The organism is Sphingopyxis macrogoltabida, assembly GCF_001307295.1.
Lineage (GTDB): Bacteria > Pseudomonadota > Alphaproteobacteria > Sphingomonadales > Sphingomonadaceae > Sphingopyxis > Sphingopyxis macrogoltabida_B.
The window spans coordinates 3396684-3415763 of record NZ_CP012700.1 but is presented as its reverse complement, the minus strand read 5'-3'; the positions used below and the strand labels follow the sequence as shown (position 1 = coordinate 3415763).

The following is a 19080-nucleotide window of genomic DNA, read 5'->3' as shown; positions in this document are numbered from 1 at the left end:
TTTTTCCTAAAGGGCTTGGCCCGCCGCGTGTCCGCTGGCCCAAGCCCATTGAAAATTATAGCCGCCCAGCCACCCGGTGACATCCACGGCTTCGCCGACCGCATAGAGCCCCGGAACGCTTTTGGCCATCATTGTTTGAGATGACAGGTTTGCGGTCGAAATTCCGCCGACGGTGACCTCGGCCTTGGCGAAGCCCTCGGTGCCGTTCGGACGGAAGAGCCAGCGCGAAAGCCGGGCCTCGGCCTCGGCGAGCTTGCGGTCGGTCAAAGCGCCGAGTTCGCCGGGCAGCGCGAGGCGGTCGGCAAGGGTTTGCGCGAGGCGGTCGGGGAGGGTGAGCACCGAGGCGAGCGTCGCGCGCGGGCGGGTACGCTTCGCTTCGAGAAGCCAGCCTTGCGGTGCGCCGGGCAGGAAGTCGACCGTCACCGGCTCGCCGCGGCGCCAATAGCTGCTGATCTGGAGGATCGCCGGCCCCGACAGTCCCTTGTGGGTGAAGAGTGCGGCTTCGCGAAAGGCCGCCTTGCCCGCTCGCGCCTCGACCGGCGTCGCAACGCCCGACAGGTCGCGGAACAGCACGTCGTCGCCGCCGAGCGTCAGCGGGACGAGCGCGGGGCGCGGTTCGACGATCTTGAGTCCGAACTGGCGGGCGAGGTCGTAGGCGAAGCCGGTCGCGCCCATCTTCGGGATCGACGGGCCGCCGGTCGCGATGACGACGTTGGGGGCGGTGAAATCCTGCCCGCCGAAAGTGACGCGGAACGCGCCGTCGGCCTGCGTTACCGTGCGCACCGGCTGGCCGCAGCGGATATCGACGCCGCCCTTGGCGCATTCTTCGAGCAGCATCGCGACAATCTGTTTCGCCGAGCCGTCGCAGAAGAGCTGGCCCAGCGTTTTTTCGTGGAAAGCAATGCCATAGGCGTTGACCAGCGCAATGAAATCGGCGGGCGTGTAGCGCGCGAGCGCCGATTTGGCGAAATGCGGGTTGGCCGAGAGGAAGCGCTCGGGGGCGGTGTGGATGTTGGTGAAGTTGCAGCGCCCGCCGCCCGAGATCAGGATCTTCTTGCCGACCTGTTCGGCATGGTCGAGCAGCAGGACACGCTTCCCCCTTTGCCCCGCGACCGCGGCGCACATCAGCCCCGCCGCGCCGGCGCCCAGCACGATGGCGTCATAATCGGGGGCGGTCATGCGAGCCTAGTGCAGCTTCGCGATCGACAGGCCGTCGGCCTTGGCGCGAAGCTTCACCGATTCCTCGCTGCGCGTCAGCGCCTTGGCGATCGCTTTCAGCGCCATGCCCTTTTTGGCGAGCGTGTGCAGCTTGTCGATTTCGGCGGCGGTCCACGGCTGTTTGTGGCGTTCGAACTTGTCTTTCATGCCTGTACCTCCGGGTCGGCCTGCGTCGCGATAATCTCGATCGCATCCTCGCGGCCCTGATATTCGAGCACGTCGCCGACTTCGGCGCCCATCAGCGCGCGGGCGAGCGGGGCGGAAAAGGCGATGTGGCCGCGCGCCGGATCGGCTTCGTCATGGCCGACGACGGTCAGGGTGCGTTCGCCGCCGTTCAGCGTGAAGGTCACGCGGCTGCCGATCGCCACCACCGCGTCACCGGGCGCGGGCTGCACCTCCGCGGTCGCGTGGCGCGTGTGGAAGTAGCGCAGGCGGCGCTGGAGCTTCTTGCGCTCCTCCTCCGGTTCGGTGGCGGCAATGGCGGCCTCGATACGCGCGACCTCTTCGCCGAGCAGGCGCAGCCCGCGCGGAGTCACCAGATTCGGGCCGACCGGAATAGGCAGCTCGAACTCGGGTTCCTTATGCTCGTCGTCGCTCTCGCGGCGAAAGGCTACGCTCATGACCGGGCTTTCAGGCTGGAAAAGGGGAAAGATGGGCGCGACGGGCGGCGCTGTCCACCCCTCTGGCCCGCGAAGGTGGCGACAAGAAGGCAGCGCGGCTGGACAGCATTTCCCATGTGTGTTATACAGACAATACACAAAGGAAATTTTGCGGAGATTTGCGATGCGTAACCGGACGATGGCGATTTTGCCGCTGGCCCTGACCCTGCCCCTGACCCTGATCGTCACGGGCTGCAGCGGCGCCGGTAATGACGGCAAGCGGCAGGAGGGTAGCCCGACGGCCGGGACAGCCGACGCCGGGCCGGTCACGACGCAAAACTATTCGCTGACCGGCTTTACCGGGGTCGAAGTCGCGGGCCCCGACGATGTCACCATCCGTCAGGGCGATGCCTTCTCGATCAGTGCGAAGGGGCCGAAGTCGATCCTCGACCGGCTCGAGATCAAGCTCGACGGGTCGACGCTGGTGATCGGGCGCAAGCGCGAAGGCTTCAGCTTTTCGAACCGCGACGACGACGATGTCGATATCGCGATCACGATGCCGAAGCTGGACGGCGTCCGGCTGACCGGGTCGGGATCGATCGACGTCGACACGATCGACGGCGATGCGGTGAAGGCGGTGCTTACCGGATCGGGCGATCTCAAGGTCGGGAAACTCACCGGCAAAAGCGCCAAGCTCACTCTGTCGGGTTCGGGCGATATCGAGGTCGGCAGCGGGACGATCGGATCGGGTGACGTGAGCATTACCGGATCGGGCGGTATCGATGCCGAGGGCCTTGTCGCGGATACGCTCGATATCTCGATCGCGGGATCGGGCAGCGTCGACGCGCAGGCGACCGGCAGCGCCGATATCAGCATCCTCGGGTCGGGCGACGTCAAGCTGCGCGGCGGTGCGACCTGCAAGACAAGCCAGATCGGATCGGGCACCGCGACCTGCACCTGACGGAGCGCTGGTGCGGCCCGCGCGAACGGGCTAGGACGGCGGCATGACCTTGACGATGCGATGGGCCGCGCTGACGGCCGCCGTCCTCCTTGCTGTTCCCGCTTCGGCGGCGGAGAAGCGCTATGGCCTCACCAGCTTCGAAGCGATCGAGGTCAATGCCGATGTCGCGGTCGAGGTGACGACGCGCGCGCCGGTCAGCGCGGTGGCGAGCGGATCGCAGCAGGCGCTCGACCGCCTGACGCTCGAGACGCGCGACGGCAAGCTGGTCATCGGTCAAAAGCAGTTCGCCGGCGACGACAAGCGCCGCTCGCCCGAGGGCGCGGTGACGGTTCGCGTCAACGCCGCGAACCTGCGCACCGCGATGCTCGGCGGCGCGGGGTCGCTGCGGATCGGCAAGCTGAAGGGTGCGCGGGTCATGATCGGGCTGCGCGGGCCGGGGCAGGTCATGGTCGGCGAAGTCGATGCCGACCGGCTGTCGGTCGCGATGGTCGGCAACGGATCGATGACGCTCGGCGGCCGCGCCAAGCAGGCGCAGATGACGCTGTCGGGAGCCGGGGCGGTCGATGCCGGCAAGCTCGCGGTCGACGAGCTGATCAGCGACAGCGAAGGTGCCGGCGATCATGTGCTGAACGCCGTCAAGACCGCCGCGATCACGACGCGCGGCATCGGCAAGACAGTGGTGCTCGGTCGGCCCGCGTGCACGGTGCGCAATGCGGGCAGCGGGTCGGTGACCTGCGGACCGGGGAAATAGGCTCGGTCGAGGAGGGCGATAGCGACCGATTGCGGCTGTCCTATTCAAATGCGAATAGGGTCATATGAACCTCGTTCACCGAATAATCAGTCCAGACGGCAAGAGGGAAGTCTGCGTTTATAAACGCATCGACGGCTTCTTCGCGTATGAAGAGATTTTTGAAGCGTTCGACGAGATCGCTGGGTCTTATTGGTCTAGTGGGTATCAATCTGGGGTGTTCGAAACGGAAGGCGCTGCGATGGCTGAGATCGCTGCCACGACGCCTTGGCTTCGAACTGGCAGCTAACGGCTGGAAACGGACATCAAGCCCCTCCCCTTCAGGAGTGTCAGGTCGGTCATGCCCCCGGCATGACCTAAACCGTCCGGGGGACGGTTTACCTGACACTGGGTTGGGGTGGGGGCCATCGGCCTCGCGCAAGGCCGATCGACCCCACCCACTGCGACTAGGCAGCAAGCTGCCAAGTCTCGCTGCCCTCCCCTGAAGGGGAGGGCCGGAGTTTGCTCGAACGTCCGCTCCCCACCCCAAAGCCGACGTCCCGGCCCGGTTGTAATGCTCAGTGCGCCGCCGTGCCCAGTCCGTCGATCTTCTTCGATTGCCGCACGATCAGGCCGGGGAACCAGCGCGCGATGCGCGCCAGCCGTTTTGCCATCTTGCCGACGGTGACGTGCACCCGGTCGCCGTGCACCGCCTCCCACGCCGCCTCGGCGACGCGTTCGACCGCCACGATCTCGAACCCGCTCGCCGACAGGCGGTTGCGGGCCGGTTCGTTGCTGTCGGCGCTGACCTGGTCGAGCAGCGGCGTGTCGATGAAGCCCGGCATCAGCGAGCGCACCCGGATGTCGTGCTTGGCGAATTCGATCTCGAGCGCTTCGGTGAGGCCGCGCACCGCGAACTTGGTCGCAGAATAGACCGCGAGCCCGGCGACGCCATAGAAACCCGAGGCCGAGCCGGTGTTGAGGATCGTCGACCCGGGCGTCGCGCGGAGCAGCGGCAGCGCCATGTAGATACCGTTGACGACGCCGCCGAAGTTGATCGCGATCAGCCGGTCGGCCTCTTCCGGCGCCATGTCGATATATTGGCCGCCCGAGCCGATGCCGGCGTTGTTGAACAGGACGTCGAGGCGGCCGCCGCTGGCGCCGGCAAAGGCATCGAGCGCCGCCTGCCACTGGTTGCGGTCGCGCACGTCCATAACGTGGCGCGACGACGCGCCGGCGGGGAGCAGCGCGGCGGTTTCGTCGATCCCTTGCGCGTTGACGTCGGCGATGCCGACGAACCAGCCCTGTGCGGCAAAATGGCGCGCGGTCGCGCGGCCGATCCCCGACCCGCCGCCGGTGATAAAAATCGCCTTTCGTGCCAATTTGCCTCTCCTTACATCGTTGTCAGTGAGAGATGATGCCAAGCCGGGCCGGGCGTCAAGCGGCAATCGCGCGCCATGACTTGGCAACCGCAGGCCATGCTGGCTAAGAGGCTGAGATAGTTGGCGGATGGGGAATGGGGTGCGATAATGCTGTTGATGACGATGATGCTGTTGACGACGGCAATGCAGCAGGGCGGCGCGCCATCGGACGAGGGACCCGCTGCCGACGTGATGCTGCCAGCGACCGATCCGGGCAGTTGGGTGACGACAGACGACTACCCCCCGGACGCGCTGGACGAGGAGCGCGAGGGAATCACGGGGTTTCGTCTGATGATCGAGCCAGACGGGCTGCCGCGCAAATGCGAGGTGATCGCGGCTAGCGGCCATGCGGACCTTGACGAGGCGACCTGTCGGCTCCTGATGGAGCGGGCGCGCTTCCATCCGCGCCTCGACGCTGGCGGCAAGAAGGTGGGCGGCAGTTATATCAACCGGATTCGCTGGCAGATCCCGACACTGGTCGCCGGTTTCCATCCCGACAGCTTGCGCGACAGTTGGCCGCAGGCAGCGGTCCCGTCCGCCCTGATGTCGAAGCTCGACCCCGCCGACCATTATCCGCCAGCAGCGCTGGCGGCGCGCGAGCATGGATCGGTGGATATGGCGGTAAGCGTCGACGTGACGGGCAAAGTGAGCGGGTGCAGCGTCATCAAGAGCAGCGGTTCGACCACGCTCGACAAGGCGTCCTGTGCGCTGATGGTCCGCGAAGGGCGCTTCGAGCCGGCACTCGACGCGAGCGGAAAGCCGACGAAGGGGGTTGTTCCGGCGCAGTTCAACTGGGTGCTGCCCGGCGCGACGTCGGACGAGCTCGACAAAGTGCAGTGGCGGACCCACAAATTCCCGATGAGCAAGGCGGGCGTCACGACATTGTCAATCCTGCTCGGCGCCGATGGGCAGGTAACCGATTGCCAATTCCTCGATCCGAACGAAATTTCGGGCGTGACACAGTGGAGCGTCTGCCGCGGATACGGCAAGCGCGCCCGTTTTTACCCCTTCGTCGACAGCGACGGCCAGCCGGTCGCGAAACAGGTTACGGTTCGCACGGAGGTGACTACGGTCGATGCGACGGCAAAAGACCCGAAGCAGCCCTAGACGTTCTGCTCCTTTCACCCTATGTTCAGGGTCCTGTGCGCACTATGTGGCGCTTACGGAAATGAACTGGGGCGATTCTTGCGGTTATTGTTGACCCTATTGGCATTGCTGACCGGCCTGGCGACCGCCGACCGGGCCGAAGCCGCGCCTGCCATGCCGGCGGCGATGGGGTCGCTCATCATGTTCGCCGAGACGGCCGGACAGGCCGAGACCAGCGACAATGAACGCCGCCCTGCGACAACCACCCCGACCCGCCGCACCAGCGGCGGTGGCGGCGGGCGCAAGGTTCGCAAGGCGGCTCCGCCGCACTTGCCGGGCCTGCTCACCGGTAGCGACCGCGCGCTCGAATAGCCGCGGATCATAGCGTTCGCGCGCGAACGCAGCGCCCCTGGCGGCGCCATTTTGCCATATCTCCAGCGGCCCCGAAGCTGCCCTCCATCTATCGATATTCCAAGGAAATCCGCCATGTTTGCTGGCCTCGCCAAAAGCCTGTTCGGCTCGTCGAACGACCGTTATGTCACCTCGATGCGCAAGATCGTCGACAAGATCAACGCGTTCGAGCCCGAACTCGAAGCCCTCGACGATGCAGCCTTGCAGGCGCAGACACAGAAATTTCGCGACCGGCTGGCGGCGGGCGAGACGCTGGACCAGATCCTGCCCGAAGCCTTTGCAACGGTGCGCGAGGCGTCGAAGCGCACGCTCGGCATGCGCCATTTCGACGTCCAGATGATCGGCGGCATTGTCCTTCACCGCGGCGAGATCGCCGAGATGGCGACCGGCGAAGGGAAGACGCTGATGGCGACGCTGCCCTGTTACCTCAACGCGCTCGAGGGCAAGGGCGTTCATGTCGTGACGGTCAACGACTATCTGGCCCGCCGCGACGCCGAGTGGATGAGCGCGGTGTACGGCTTCCTTGGCCTGACCACCGGGGTCATCGTTCCCAACCTCAACGAGGTGCAGCGGCGCGAGGCGTATAACAGCGATATCACCTATGCGACGAACAACGAACTCGGCTTCGATTACCTCCGCGACAATATGAAGTTCGACCGGGCGCAGATGGTGCACCGCGAGTTTAATTTCGGCATCGTCGACGAAGTCGATTCGATCCTGATCGACGAGGCGCGCACCCCGCTGATCATCTCCGGCCCGACCGACGACAAGTCCGAGCTCTACATCCGCGTCAACGAGGTGGTGCACCAGCTCGGCGAGGATGATTATGAGAAGGACGAGAAGACCAAGTCGATCAACCTGACCGAAGACGGCACCGAACATGTCGAGCGGCTGCTCGAGGCGGCGGGGCTGTTGCAGGGCAGCAACCTCTACGACATCGAGAACACCCAGATCGTCCATCACGTCAATCAGGCGCTGAAGGCGATCGTCATGTTCAAGCTCGACACCGACTATATCGTTAAGGACGACAAGGTCGTGATCATCGACGAATTCACCGGCCGCATGATGGACGGCCGCCGCTGGTCCGACGGCCTGCACCAAGCGGTCGAGGCCAAGGAAGGCGTCAAGATCGAGCCCGAGAACCAAACGCTGGCGTCGATTACCTTCCAGAATTATTTCCGCATGTACCCGAAGCTTTCCGGCATGACCGGTACTGCGGCGACCGAAGCGGCCGAATTTTTCGACATCTACAAGATGAACGTCGTCACCATCCCGACCAACCGCCCGATCGCGCGGCGGGACGAGGAGGACGAGTTCTACAAGAATATCACCGACAAGTTCGGCGCCATTGCCAAGACGATCCGCGAAGCGAACGAGCGCGGCCAGCCCGTGCTCGTCGGCACCGTGTCGATCGAAAAGTCGGAGCTGCTCTCGTCCTTCCTCGAAAAGGAAGGCGTCCCGCACAGCGTCCTCAACGCGCGGTTCCACGAGAGCGAAGCGCATATCGTCGCGCAGGCGGGCCGCACCGGCGCGGTGACAATCGCGACCAACATGGCGGGCCGCGGCACCGATATCAAACTCGGCGGCAACGAGGAGTTCCGCATCGACGACGAGCTCAAGGAGCTGCCCGAAGGCGCCGAGCGCGACGCCGCAATCGCGCGCATCCAGGCCGAGGTGGCGGCTGAGCGCGAGGCGGTCAAGGCGGCGGGCGGGCTGTTCGTGCTCGCGACCGAACGCCACGAAAGCCGCCGCATCGACAACCAGCTCCGAGGCCGTTCGGGACGTCAGGGCGACCCCGGCCTCAGCAAATTCTATCTCTGCCTCGACGACGACCTGCTGCGGATCTTCGGCCCCGACACGCTGTTTTCCAAGATGATGAACAAGAATCTGGAGGATGGCGAGGCGATCGGATCGAAGTGGCTGTCGAAGGCGATCGAGACCGCGCAGAAGAAGGTCGAGGCACGCAACTACGACATCCGCAAGCAGGTCGTCGAATATGATGACGTGATGAACGACCAGCGCAAGGTCATCTATGAACAGCGCGGCGATATCATCGACAGCGAGACCGTCGACGAGGTGATGGCCGCGATGCGCGCCGAGACGGTCAATGCGATCGTCGCCGACGCGTGTCCCCCGGGCAGCTATCCCGAACAGTGGGACGTTGAGGCGATGAAGGAACGGACGCTGAGCATCCTCGATCTCGCGCCGCCGATCGACGACTGGATGCAGGAAGACGCGGTCGACCCCGAAATGTTCGAGGAGCGCATTCAGGCGCAGGCCGACGCAGTCGCTGCGGAGAAAGCGGCGCAGGTCGACGTCGATACCTGGAAGGGGATCGAGAAATCGGTGCTGCTCCAGACGCTCGACCATCACTGGAAAGAGCATCTCTCGACGCTCGACGCGCTGCGTCAGGTCGTGTTCCTCCGCGCCTATGCCCAGAAGCAGCCGATCAACGAATATAAGCAGGAGGCCTTCGCGCTGTTCGAGCGCATGCTGTCGAACATCCGCGAGGATGTGACGCGGACGATCGCGCGGCTCGACCTGCGTTACGAAGAGCCCGAGCCGATGGCGCTGCCCGAGCTTCCCGACTTCCTGACCACGCACATCGACCCGTTCACCGGCGAGGACAACAGCGCCGATATCGACGGCGGCGACCTCGGCGTCATCGCCAACACGCTGCCGCCGATGCAGATCCCGCGGCCCGATCTGCCCGAGGGTGAGAATCCCTATGCGGAGATGGAGATCAGCCGCAACGCGCCGTGCCCCTGCGGTTCGGGGCGCAAGTACAAGCATTGCCACGGGGTGATTTGATCGCGCCCGCTTGCCTGCCCTTCTTCGTCACCATCGAACGAGGCAAGTGACTCTGTTCGACTTGATCCGGGGTCCATGACTTCGCCGTAGTTATGGATGCCGGATCAAGTCCGGCATGATGATGGAAGCGACAACAAACCCTTGAAGTTACGGTAACACACCCTTGCACGAGCCCGCTTGCCAAGGCGCGCGGGCGCGATTAGCATCGCCTTCATAAGCTTGACGGCCGCGTAGCCAGACAAGCGACGCAGCAGGCAGGAACTATGGTCCGCGCACGGCGGAAACGTCGCGCGCATCCGGTGGATGGCATGTTGCGTGGAAAGGGCTGGCGCATTTCCTTTTTCGACGAGATGAGGAGTCAGGAGGGCGGAACGCGCTCGCCCTATCGCGAATATTGCGAGTGGTTCGACGCCGAGGACAGCCAGCGCATCCAGCACAAGACGCAGCAGGCGGAGGCGCTGTTTCGCACCACCGGCATCACCTTCAATGTTTATGGCGATGCCGATGCCGACGAGCGGCTGATCCCCTTCGACGTCGTGCCGCGGATCATTTCGGCCAGCGAATGGCGACGGCTGTCGCGCGGCATCGAACAGCGGGTGCGGGCGCTCAACGCCTTTCTTCACGATATCTACCACCGGCAGGAAATATTGCGCGCCGGTCGCGTGCCGACCCAGTTGATCGCGCGCAACGACGCCTTTCTGCCGATGATGATGGGCATGGATCCGCCGGGCGGCATCTATACGCACATCAGCGGCACCGACATCGTGCGCACCGGTACACATGAATTTTACGTACTCGAGGACAACGCGCGCACGCCGTCGGGTGTCTCCTACATGCTCGAAAATCGCGAGACGATGCTGCAGATGTTTCCCGAGCTGTTCGCGAAGGTCGCGGTGCGCGAGGTCGGCGATTATCCGATCAACCTGCTGAAATCGCTTTCGGCATGCGCGCCGCCGAAATGCGGCGGCACTCCGACGGTCGCGGTGCTGACGCCGGGCATCCACAACAGCGCCTATTATGAGCACAGCTTTCTCGCCGACCATATGGGCGCCGAACTGGTCGAGGGGCACGACCTGCGCGTCGTCGACGGGCGCGTCGCGATGCGCACGACGCAGGGCTATCGGGCGATCGACGTCGTCTATCGCCGGGTCGACGACGATTTCCTCGATCCGCTGAACTTCCGTCCCGACTCGATGCTCGGCGTGCCCGGCATCTGGGACGTCTATCGCGACGGGGGCATCACCATCGCCAACGCGCCGGGCACGGGGATCGCCGACGACAAGGCGCTCTACAGCTATATGCCCGACATCATCGAATTCTATACGGGCGAAAAGGCGCTGCTGCCCAATGTGCCGACGTGGCGCTGCAGCGAGCCCCAGCATCTGCGCGAAGTGCTCGACCGGCTTCCCGAACTGGTGGTCAAGGAAGTGCATGGCTCGGGCGGTTACGGGATGCTCGTCGGCCCCGCGGCGAGCAAGAAGGAACTCGCCGCCTTTCGCGCCAAGCTGGAGGCCAATCCGGGCAATTATATCGCGCAGCCGACGCTGTCGCTGTCGACGGTGCCGATCTTCACCAAAAAGGGCCTCGCGCCGCGCCATGTCGACCTGCGCCCCTTTGTCCTGATGTCGCCGCAGGGAATCACGATCACCCCCGGCGGGTTGACGCGCGTCGCGATGACGCGGGGGTCGCTGGTGGTGAATTCGAGCCAGGGCGGCGGGACCAAGGATACGTGGGTGCTGGAAGACTGATGCTGGGCAAGACTGCAGCCTCGCTGTTCTGGATGGCGCGCTATCTCGAGCGGAGCGAGAACAACGCCCGGCTGATCGATGCGGGGTTTCGCATCGCGCTCACCCGCTCGCAGACCGCAGCTGCCGAGTGGAAGTCGGTGCTGGTCACCGCCGGGGTCAACCGCGCCTTCGTCGCAGCGCACGGCGATTACAGTTCGGCGCGGGTCGTCGATTTCATGCTCCGCGATCCCGCCAACCCGTCGAGCATCGCGTCGGTGATCAAGCAGGCGCGCGACAATGCGCGGACCGCGCGTACCGCGCTGACCCGTGAGGCGTGGGAAGCGGTCAACACCAACTGGATGACGCTGACCGCGCTGCTGAAACGCCCGGTGCGCGACGACGACCTGCCCGACGTGCTGACGGCGATCCGCCAGCAGAGCGCGCAGGTGCGCGGGGCGCTCAACGGCACGATGCTGCGCAACGACGGCTTCAACTTCTCGCTGCTCGGCACTTTCCTCGAACGCGCCGACAACACGGCGAGAATCCTCGACGTCAAATATTATCTGCTGCTGCCGTCGGTGGCGCATATCGGCAGTTCGATCGACAATGTGCAGTGGGAGACGATCCTGCGCTCGGTCTCGGCACACCGCGCCTATCGCTGGCTGTACGGGGCCGAGATCAGCGCGCTGAAGATCGCCGAATTCCTGATCCTGTACCGGCAGTTGCCGCGCAGCCTCGCTTTCTGCTGCGAGCGGATGGAGGATAATCTGGCGCAGCTCGAACGAGGCTATGGCGCGGAGACCGAGGCGGGGCGCATGGCGCGTGCGCTGTGCCACGAGCGGCTTTCGAGCCCGATCCAGGCGATCTTCGACGGCGGGCTGCACGAATATGTCACGGCGTTCCTGCGCGCCAATGCCGCGCTCGCGCGGCAGATCGAACATGATTACCGGTTTGTGGAATAGGACGGAGACCGACCATGCGCCTCGCCGTCGAACATACCACCCATTATCAATATGATGCCCCGGTCCATTACGCGTTGCAACAGCTCCGGCTGACGCCCAAGGACCGTCCCGGCCAGCAACTGATCAAGGATTGGGCGGTCGAGGTCGAGGGCGGCGAGCGCCAGCTTCATTACACCGATCATCATGGCAACGGCGTCGACCTGATCGCCGTCAGCGGTGGTGCGCGCGAACTGATGATCCGCTGCCGCGGCGAAGTCGATCTGGTGACGTTCGACGGGGTGATCGGCGCGCATCGCGGCGCCATGCCCTTATGGACCTTCCTGCGCCCGACGCCGCTGACCCGCGCGGGGCGCGGGGTGCGCGCGCTGACCGCAGCATTGGGGCGCGACTTTGCTTCGGACATCGAGCGTGCGCATGCCCTGTCGGCTTTGATCATCGACCGGCTGGCCTATCGCATCGGGATTACCGACGCCGATACGACCGCCGAGCAGGCGCTCGGCGGCGAGGGTGGGGTGTGCCAGGACCATGCGCATATCTTTATCGCCGCGATGCGGCACCTCGGACACCCCGCGCGCTATGTCTCGGGCTATCTGATGATGAACGACCGGACGCAGCAGGACGCGACGCACGCCTGGGCCGAAGCGCATTTCGATCATATCGGCTGGATCGGCTTCGACGTCAGCAACGGCCATTCGCCCGACCAACGCTATATTCGCGTCGCGACGGGGCTCGATTATCGCGATGCCGCCCCGGTTCGCGGCATGCGCTATGGCGCGGCGCAGGAAAATCTGGTTGTCCAATTGCAGGTCCAGCAATAAGCGGGCCGAGGGTGCGGACCCTAGGGCTTTCCGGGCGGGGAAAACGGGACAAGATGACCTATTGCGTTGGCATGCGTTTGAACAAGGGACTGGTGTTCATGTCGGACACCCGCACCAATGCGGGCGTCGACGACATCTCGCAGGTCCGCAAGATGCGCAGCTGGCATATGCCGGGCGAGCGGGTCATCACGCTGATGTCGGCGGGCAATCTGGCGACGACGCAGGCGGTCGTCAGCCTGCTCGACGAGCGCACCAAGGCGCCTGCGGACCGGCATCCGTCGATCCTCGAAGCGCCGTCGATGTTCCAGGTCGCGACGATCATCGGCGAAATGCTGCGCGGCATCGTCATGCGCCATGGCGACGAGGGACCGGCCGCCGAATCGCTGTTCCGCGCCTCGCTGATCGTCGGCGGCCAGATCAAGGGCTCCGACCCGCGGCTGTTCCTGATCTATCCGGAGGGCAATTTCATCGAAGCGGGCGAGGATAATCCCTTCTTTCAGATCGGCGAGACGAAATACGGCCGGCCGATCATCGTGCGCTCCTATGATCCCGCGATGTCTTTCGAGGATGCGGTGAAGCTGCTCTGCGTTTCGTTCGATTCGACGATCCGGGCGAATGCCGGCGTCGACCTGCCGATCGACCTCAAGGTCCATGAACGCGACGATTTCACCACCGTGCGCGAGCGGCGGTTCGAGCGCAACGACCCCTATTTCGAAAGCGTCGCCAACGGCTGGGCCGAAGCGCTGGGGATCGCGCTGGCCGAACTGCCCGATTTTCATTTTTGACCCGGTGACAGCGTAAATTATCCTCGTCACCCCGGACTTGATCCGGGGTCCACGATCGCGCCGTCGAAATGGATTCCGGATCAAGTCCGGGATGACGAGGGGTGGATTACCGGTTCTTCCGCCCCTCGATCAGCCCGTCGACGAGGCTGGGGTCGGCGAGGGTCGACGTGTCGCCCAATGATCCGAAATCATTCTCGGCGATCTTCCTGAGTATGCGGCGCATGATCTTGCCCGAGCGCGTCTTGGGCAGGCCGGGGGTCAGGTGGATATGGTCGGGCGTCGCGATCGGGCCGATTTCGGTGCGCACCTGCTGCTTGAGCGCCGCGGCGACCTCGTCGGTCGGCTCCACCCCGGCGTTCAAGGTGACATAGGCGTAAATGCCCTGGCCCTTGATGTCGTGCGGAAAGCCGACGACCGCCGCCTCGGCGACGAGATCGTGGAGGACGAGGGCGCTTTCGACCTCGGCGGTACCCATGCGGTGGCCCGACACGTTGATCACATCATCGACGCGGCCGGTGATCCGCCAGTAACCGTCGGCATCGCGGCGACAGCCGTCGCCGGTGAAATATTTGCCTTTGTAGGTCGAGAAATAGGTTTCGGCAAAACGCTGGTGGTCGCCGTAGATCGTCCGCGCCTGTCCCGGCCAGCTGTGTGTGATGCAGAGATTGCCTTCGGCCGCGCCGCCCGTCTGTTCGTCGACGAGCACGCCGCCCTCGGCATCGACGAGCTGCGGGCGGATGCCGAAGAAGGGGCGGCCCGCGCTGCCCGGCTGCATCGGATGGGCGCCGGGCAGGGTGGTGATCATGATGCCGCCGGTCTCGGTCTGCCACCAGGTGTCGATGACGGGGACGCGGTTCTTGCCGACCAAGTCGTGATACCAGCGCCATGCCTCGGGATTGATCGGTTCGCCGACGCTGCCGAGCAGGCGGATCGTCGAGAGATCGTGGCGGGTTACATAATCGTCGCCCTCGCGCATCAGCGCGCGGATCGCGGTGGGCGCGGTGTAGAGGATATTGACCTTGTGCTTATCGACGACGCGCCAGAAGCGGTCGTGGTCGGGGTAATTGGGAATCCCCTCGAACATCAACGTCGTCGCGCCATTCTGCAGCGGGCCGTAGACGACATAGCTGTGGCCGGTGACCCAGCCGATATCGGCGGTGCACCAGAAAATCTCGCCGGGACGATAATCGAAGCCGTAGAAAAAGGTCGACGCGGTCCACACCGAATAGCCGCCGACTGTGTGGAGCACGCCCTTCGGCTTGCCGGTCGAGCCCGAGGTGTACAGGATGAACAGCGGGTCTTCGGCGCCCATCGGTGCGCACGGACAGTCGGCGCCTACGTCGGCCGACAGCGCGTCGTACCAATGGTCGCGGCCTTCCTTCATGCTGACGTCGCCGCCGGTGTGCGCGATGACGAGCACCGCCTTCACACCGACCTTCTCGAGCGCCTTGTCGACATTGGCCTTCAAGGGGACGACCTTGCCGCCGCGCAGTCCTTCGTCGGCGCAGATCACCCAGTCGCTGGCGCAATCCTCGATCCGCCCGGCGATCGCGTCGGGCGAGAAGCCGCCGAAGATGACGCTGTGCACCGCGCCGATCCGCGCGCAGGCGAGCATCGCGACGGCGCCCTCGGGGATCATCGGCATATAGATGGTAACCCGGTCGCCCTTCTGGACACCCAGCTTCTTCAGCGTGTTCGCCATGCGGATGACGTCGGCGAGCAGCGCGGCATAGCTGATCGTCCGCGTCTCGCCGTCGGGGGCGTCGGGCTCGAAGATGATCGCGGTGCGCTCGCCGTGCCCCGCCGCGACGTGGCGGTCGAGCGCATTGTGGCAGAGGTTGAGGACGCCGTCCTCATACCATTTGATGTCGACGGGGTCGTAGGACCAGTTGGCGATTTTCGCCGGCGCGCGGGTCCAGTCGAGCCGCTTCGCCTGTTCGGCCCAGAAGCTGTCGGGATCTTCGATGCTTTGCGTGTAGAGCCGTTCGTAATCTGCCGCGCTGCAATGCGTATCGGCCGCGGCATCGGCCGGAACGGGGACAAAAGGCTCGGAAGGGGGCAATTCGGACACGGACGACTCTCCCAGTCGGTTCTCTGGTTCGCCCGCTGCGATAGCCCCCGCGCCGCAAACTGCAAGGCTACGCCAACGTCAACACCGGCAGATCGGGCGAATGACCTGACCCAAAGATGAGACGCGCGGCTTTGGCGCTGTCCCGAGCGGTGCCGTCAGGCCCGCCAGCCAAAGCCCTCGTCCAGCGCGACGATCTGCCCTTTGGTGCCCACCGGCTCGCCCCTGCCGTCGGTGAGGAAGGCGAGCATGGCCGCGTCGCTCACGTCGACATGCGCGAGGGTGCGTTTATCTTCGGGCGTACGTGCAACGACGACGCCGGCTTTCGGAGCACCGTCGCGGCCGTAAAAGACGGTGTAGCTTTCGATCGTCGCGGCGCCGGCATAATCCTCGATCAGTTCGGGCACCGGGCCGCGCTTCGCCTCGGCTTCGGCCTGATAATCGAAATCCTGCGGGAAGCTTGCCTTCGCGATCGGCTGGCTGCCGAGCACGATGCAATGATTGTCGGTGGCGAAGCCGCCGTTGGCGAAGAGGAAGCCGTAGCGGCCCTCCGTGCGCAGCCTTTGGGTCATCGAGACGATGGCATGGCTCATGTAGTTGGCGATCGGGCCGCCGCCGAAGGTCAGGCCGCCGAACACCGTCGCCGGGCGGTCCCACGGCCAGCCGAGGATGCGCCGCGCCATCTTCGGCACGCAGGGGAAGCAGCTATAGAGTTCGACGCAGTCGAAATCTTCGGCGGTCATGCCGTTGAGTTCGAGCGTGCGGCCGATCGCGGTTTCCATGCTGACGCTGCCGTCGTAGCGGTCGCGGCGGAGGATGCTGGCGGGCTCCTTCGCGGCGGCGCCCATGCCGACGTAGATCAGCCGCTCGTCGGCGATTCCGCGGCGGCGCGCTTCGGCGAGGCTGGCGACGATGAAACCCGCGCCCTGATTGACCGACGAATTGGCGACCATCAGCTTCGAATAGGGGAAGGCGATGGGGCGATTGCGTTCGTTTATGTCGAGGATATCGGCGGGGGCCGCGGGCTTGCGGATCCACGCGCCGTCGTTCGCGGCGGCGACTTCGGAGAAGCGCGACCAGATTTCGGCGCTTTCGAACTGCGCGTCCGCAAGGCTTTGGCCCCATGCCGGGCGTGTCGCATTCTCGTAGAGCGGATAGACGTCGACCGGTGCTGACAGCCCGTGTTTCTGGGCATAATTGGGCTCGCGCCGCGTCGCGACCTGGCGCACCGCATTATAGCTTTTGTCCTCGCCGCTCGCGGCCTTGGCGGCGCGGCCGGCGGCGGTGCGCAGCGCTTCGGCCCCGACGATGGCGGCGAGTTTCACCTCGCCCGCGCCGATCCGGTTCGCGGCCTCGTTGAGCAACCGCACCGGCGTGTCGCCGTGCGGCGCGGCGGACTGGTAATTGATCGCGGGATTGGCGCCGATCGCGGCGGCGAGCGGTTCGCAGAGCTTGCCGAGATGGTGGAAGCTGATCTGATCGACGATCGCGAGGCTGTCGATTTCGGCAAGCGGCACGCCGGCATCGGCGGCCGCGACTTCGAGCGCAGCGACCATCAATCCTAGCGAATCGAGTCCCTGGTCGGGATCGTCGGGGCGGTCGTTGACCTGCCCGACGCCGATGATGACGGGAATGCGTTCGGGATCGGTCATTCAAAAATCTCCGTTCGTGTCGAGCGAAGTCGAGACACACCGAAAGCAAGCGCCAAGCCGATGGGCATCTCGACTTCGCTCGATGCGAGCGGAAATTGGAGGGCGTCGGCGGTCATCATGTCAGCGCGCCTTCCACTCGGGCTTGCGCTTTTGCGCGAAGGCGAGCGGACCTTCGCGGGCGTCCTCGCTGCGCATCAGCACCGATCGTTCGCGCGTGTTGTGATCCCAATAGGGCGCGTCCGACGCGATGCGACCCGCCTCGATGCCGAGCGCGACGCGCTTCGAGGCCTGCACCGACAGCGGCGCGTTGGCCGCAATCTTTTCCGCGAGCGCAATTGCGGTCGGCATGAGCTCGGCAAGCGGCACGACATGGTTGACCAGCCCGAACTCGGCGGCGCGCGCGGCGGGGATCGGGTCGCCGGTCAGCATATATTCCATCGCCAGCTTGCGCGGCAGTTGCTGCGCGAGGCGGAAGGCGCCGCCCGCCGCGGCGAACAGCCCGACCTTGACCTCGGGCAGGCCGAATTGCGCATGATCGGCGGCGACGATGATGTCGCTCATCAGTGCGATCTCGCAGCCGCCGCCGAAGGCGAAGCCGTTGACCGCGGCGATGATCGGCTTCGAGATCGGATGCGCGACCATGCCCGCGAAACCCCACTCCTGCTGTGCCTTGTCGTCGGGCTGGAGGCTCTCGCCGCGCGACAGGGCGACAAGGTCGGCGCCGGCGCAGAAGCTCCTGTCGCCGGCGCCGGTGATCACGACGGCGCGAATCTCGGCGTCGTTTTCCGCATCTTCTAGCGCGGTGCCGATGCCGACATGGACTGCGGCATTGACCGCGTTGCGCGCCTCGGGGCGGTTGATCGTGACGATCAGGATGTGGCCGCGGCGTGTCGTGAGGATGGTGGTGTCGGTCATCGCGAATCTCTCCCTTTCGGGCGAGTATCGCGATGACTTGACGTTTACGTCAACTGCTAAGAGCGCGACGGGGCATTCAGATCGACTGGCCGGTCTTCGCCCAGTCGGCGAGGAAGCCCTCGATGCCCTTTTCGGTCAGGATATGCTTGAACAGCCCCTTGATCACCGACGGCGGCGCGGTCATCACGTCGGCGCCGATCTTGGCGGCTTCGAGTACATGGATGCCGTGGCGCACGCTCGCGACGAGGATTTCGGTGTCATAGGCATAATTGTCATAGATCAGCCGGATATCGGCGATGAGCTGCATGCCGTCGAAGCCATTGTCGTCGTGGCGGCCCACAAAAGGCGAGACGAAGGTCGCGCCAGCCTTGGCGGCGAGCAGCGCCTGCGCGGCGGAGAAGCAGAGCGTCACATTGACCATCGTGCCGTCGCTGGTCAGCGCCTTGCAGGTCTTCAGACCGTCGATCGTCAGCGGCACCTTGATGCAGACATTGTCGGCGATCTTGCGAAGGATTTCGGCCTCCTTCATCATCGTTTCATGGTCGAGCGCGACGACTTCGGCCGACACCGGGCCGGTCGTGAGCGCGCAGATTTCCTTCGTCACTTCCTTGAAGTCGCGCCCCGACTTGGCGATCAGCGACGGGTTGGTCGTGACCCCGTCGAGCAGGCCGGTCGCGGCGAGTTCCTTGATGTCGGCGATTTCGGCAGTGTCGGCGAAGAATTTCATGGCGCGGAGCTTTCTTGCGGGAAGGTGATTCGGTGTTGCTGATCCCCTAGAGCAACCCGCGCGCAAAATGAACCGCCGCCACTCCGCTTCGTCACCCCGGACTTGATCCGGGGTCCCGCTTGTCACCGCTGCTGAGCGGGACCCCGGATCAAGTCCGGGGTGACGGTGGTGGAAAAGGGGTGGCGTTCGTTG

General features: G+C 64.9%; 19 protein-coding genes. 10 read left to right on the top strand and 9 right to left on the bottom strand.

Features of this window, described 5'->3' with window-relative positions; genetic code table 11:
- Window positions 1-6 precede the first annotated feature (6 nt).
- The 3 genes from AN936_RS15885 to AN936_RS15875 are packed head-to-tail and all read right to left on the bottom strand — an operon-like array spanning window position 7 to window position 1838.
- Complete coding sequence (locus AN936_RS15885; protein ID WP_054588960.1) at window positions 7-1179, bottom strand: NAD(P)/FAD-dependent oxidoreductase; 1173 nt, start codon at window positions 1177-1179, stop codon at window positions 7-9.
- Between the two features lie 6 nt (window positions 1180-1185).
- Window positions 1186-1365: a hypothetical protein gene (locus AN936_RS15880; protein ID WP_054588959.1), complete on the bottom strand. Its 180-nt coding sequence runs from the start codon at window positions 1363-1365 to the stop codon at window positions 1186-1188.
- Window positions 1362-1838 carry a GreA/GreB family elongation factor gene (locus AN936_RS15875; protein WP_054588958.1) on the bottom strand — a complete coding sequence of 159 codons (477 nt, stop codon included), beginning with the start codon at window positions 1836-1838 and terminating at the stop codon, window positions 1362-1364. The genes AN936_RS15880 and AN936_RS15875 overlap by 4 nt, the downstream gene beginning before the upstream one ends.
- Window positions 1839-2001: 163 nt before the next feature.
- On the opposite strand from AN936_RS15875, the gene AN936_RS15870 reads away from it, so the two are divergent.
- The 3 genes from AN936_RS15870 to AN936_RS15860 all read left to right on the top strand — a co-directional run bounded on the left by AN936_RS15870 (window position 2002) and on the right by AN936_RS15860 (window position 3815).
- The gene (locus tag AN936_RS15870; RefSeq protein WP_054588957.1) at window positions 2002-2778 is read left to right on the top strand and encodes a head GIN domain-containing protein; all 777 of its coding nucleotides are present in this window, start codon (window positions 2002-2004) and stop codon (window positions 2776-2778) included.
- Window positions 2779-2821: 43 nt separating this feature from the next.
- Entirely contained in the window at window positions 2822-3529 is a 708-nt protein-coding gene (locus tag AN936_RS15865; RefSeq protein WP_054588956.1) for a head GIN domain-containing protein, read from the top strand.
- Window positions 3530-3593: 64 nt separating this feature from the next.
- On the top strand, window positions 3594-3815 hold the full coding sequence (locus tag AN936_RS15860; protein WP_054588955.1) for a hypothetical protein: 222 nt from the start codon (window positions 3594-3596) through the stop codon (window positions 3813-3815).
- Window positions 3816-4083: 268 nt separating this feature from the next.
- Here the strand turns inward: AN936_RS15860 and AN936_RS15855 are convergent, their stop codons facing one another.
- Window positions 4084-4887: an SDR family oxidoreductase gene (locus AN936_RS15855; RefSeq protein ID WP_054588954.1), complete on the bottom strand. Its 804-nt coding sequence runs from the start codon at window positions 4885-4887 to the stop codon at window positions 4084-4086.
- Between the two features lie 147 nt (window positions 4888-5034).
- Between AN936_RS15855 and AN936_RS15850 the strand changes: the two genes are divergently transcribed.
- The 7 genes from AN936_RS15850 (at window position 5035) to AN936_RS15820 (ending at window position 13526) form a co-directional block, all read left to right on the top strand.
- Entirely contained in the window at window positions 5035-6033 is a 999-nt protein-coding gene (locus AN936_RS15850) for an energy transducer TonB (RefSeq protein WP_054588953.1), read from the top strand.
- 90 nt (window positions 6034-6123) lie between these two features.
- Window positions 6124-6384, top strand: a complete 261-nt coding sequence (locus AN936_RS15845) for a hypothetical protein (RefSeq protein ID WP_234715597.1) — start codon at window positions 6124-6126, stop codon at window positions 6382-6384.
- A 114-nt stretch (window positions 6385-6498) separates the two neighbouring features.
- The gene (gene secA / locus AN936_RS15840; protein ID WP_054588951.1) at window positions 6499-9234 is read left to right on the top strand and encodes a preprotein translocase subunit SecA; all 2736 of its coding nucleotides are present in this window, start codon (window positions 6499-6501) and stop codon (window positions 9232-9234) included.
- 350 nt (window positions 9235-9584) lie between these two features.
- Complete coding sequence (locus AN936_RS15835; protein WP_173585668.1) at window positions 9585-10982, top strand: circularly permuted type 2 ATP-grasp protein; 1398 nt, start codon at window positions 9585-9587, stop codon at window positions 10980-10982.
- Window positions 10982-11923 carry an alpha-E domain-containing protein gene (locus AN936_RS15830; RefSeq protein WP_054588950.1) on the top strand — a complete coding sequence of 314 codons (942 nt, stop codon included), beginning with the start codon at window positions 10982-10984 and terminating at the stop codon, window positions 11921-11923. The genes AN936_RS15835 and AN936_RS15830 overlap by 1 nt, the downstream gene beginning before the upstream one ends.
- 14 nt (window positions 11924-11937) lie before the next feature.
- Complete coding sequence (locus AN936_RS15825; RefSeq protein ID WP_054588949.1) at window positions 11938-12741, top strand: transglutaminase family protein; 804 nt, start codon at window positions 11938-11940, stop codon at window positions 12739-12741.
- A 53-nt stretch (window positions 12742-12794) separates the two neighbouring features.
- Window positions 12795-13526 (top strand): peptidase, encoded by a 732-nt coding sequence (locus AN936_RS15820; RefSeq protein WP_054588948.1) that lies wholly within the window; start codon window positions 12795-12797, stop codon window positions 13524-13526.
- Window positions 13527-13632: 106 nt separating this feature from the next.
- On the opposite strand, the gene acs is transcribed toward AN936_RS15820, so the two are convergent.
- The 5 genes from acs to fsa all read right to left on the bottom strand — a co-directional run bounded on the left by acs (window position 13633) and on the right by fsa (window position 18888).
- Window positions 13633-15597, bottom strand: a complete 1965-nt coding sequence (gene acs, locus AN936_RS15815) for an acetate--CoA ligase (RefSeq protein WP_054588947.1) — start codon at window positions 15595-15597, stop codon at window positions 13633-13635.
- Between the two features lie 155 nt (window positions 15598-15752).
- On the bottom strand, window positions 15753-17246 hold the full coding sequence (locus AN936_RS15810) for an acetyl-CoA acetyltransferase (protein ID WP_054588946.1): 1494 nt from the start codon (window positions 17244-17246) through the stop codon (window positions 15753-15755).
- A complete protein-coding gene (locus tag AN936_RS25785) occupies window positions 17243-17365 on the bottom strand; it encodes a hypothetical protein (RefSeq protein ID WP_257719783.1) in 123 nt (40 codons plus the stop codon). Before AN936_RS25785 ends, AN936_RS15810 begins: the two co-directional genes overlap by 4 nt.
- A 1-nt stretch (window position 17366) precedes the next feature.
- Entirely contained in the window at window positions 17367-18161 is a 795-nt protein-coding gene (locus AN936_RS15805) for an enoyl-CoA hydratase-related protein (protein WP_054588945.1), read from the bottom strand.
- A gap of 76 nt (window positions 18162-18237) precedes the next feature.
- On the bottom strand, window positions 18238-18888 hold the full coding sequence (fsa, locus tag AN936_RS15800) for a fructose-6-phosphate aldolase (protein WP_054588944.1): 651 nt from the start codon (window positions 18886-18888) through the stop codon (window positions 18238-18240).
- Window positions 18889-19080: the final 192 nt, after the last annotated feature.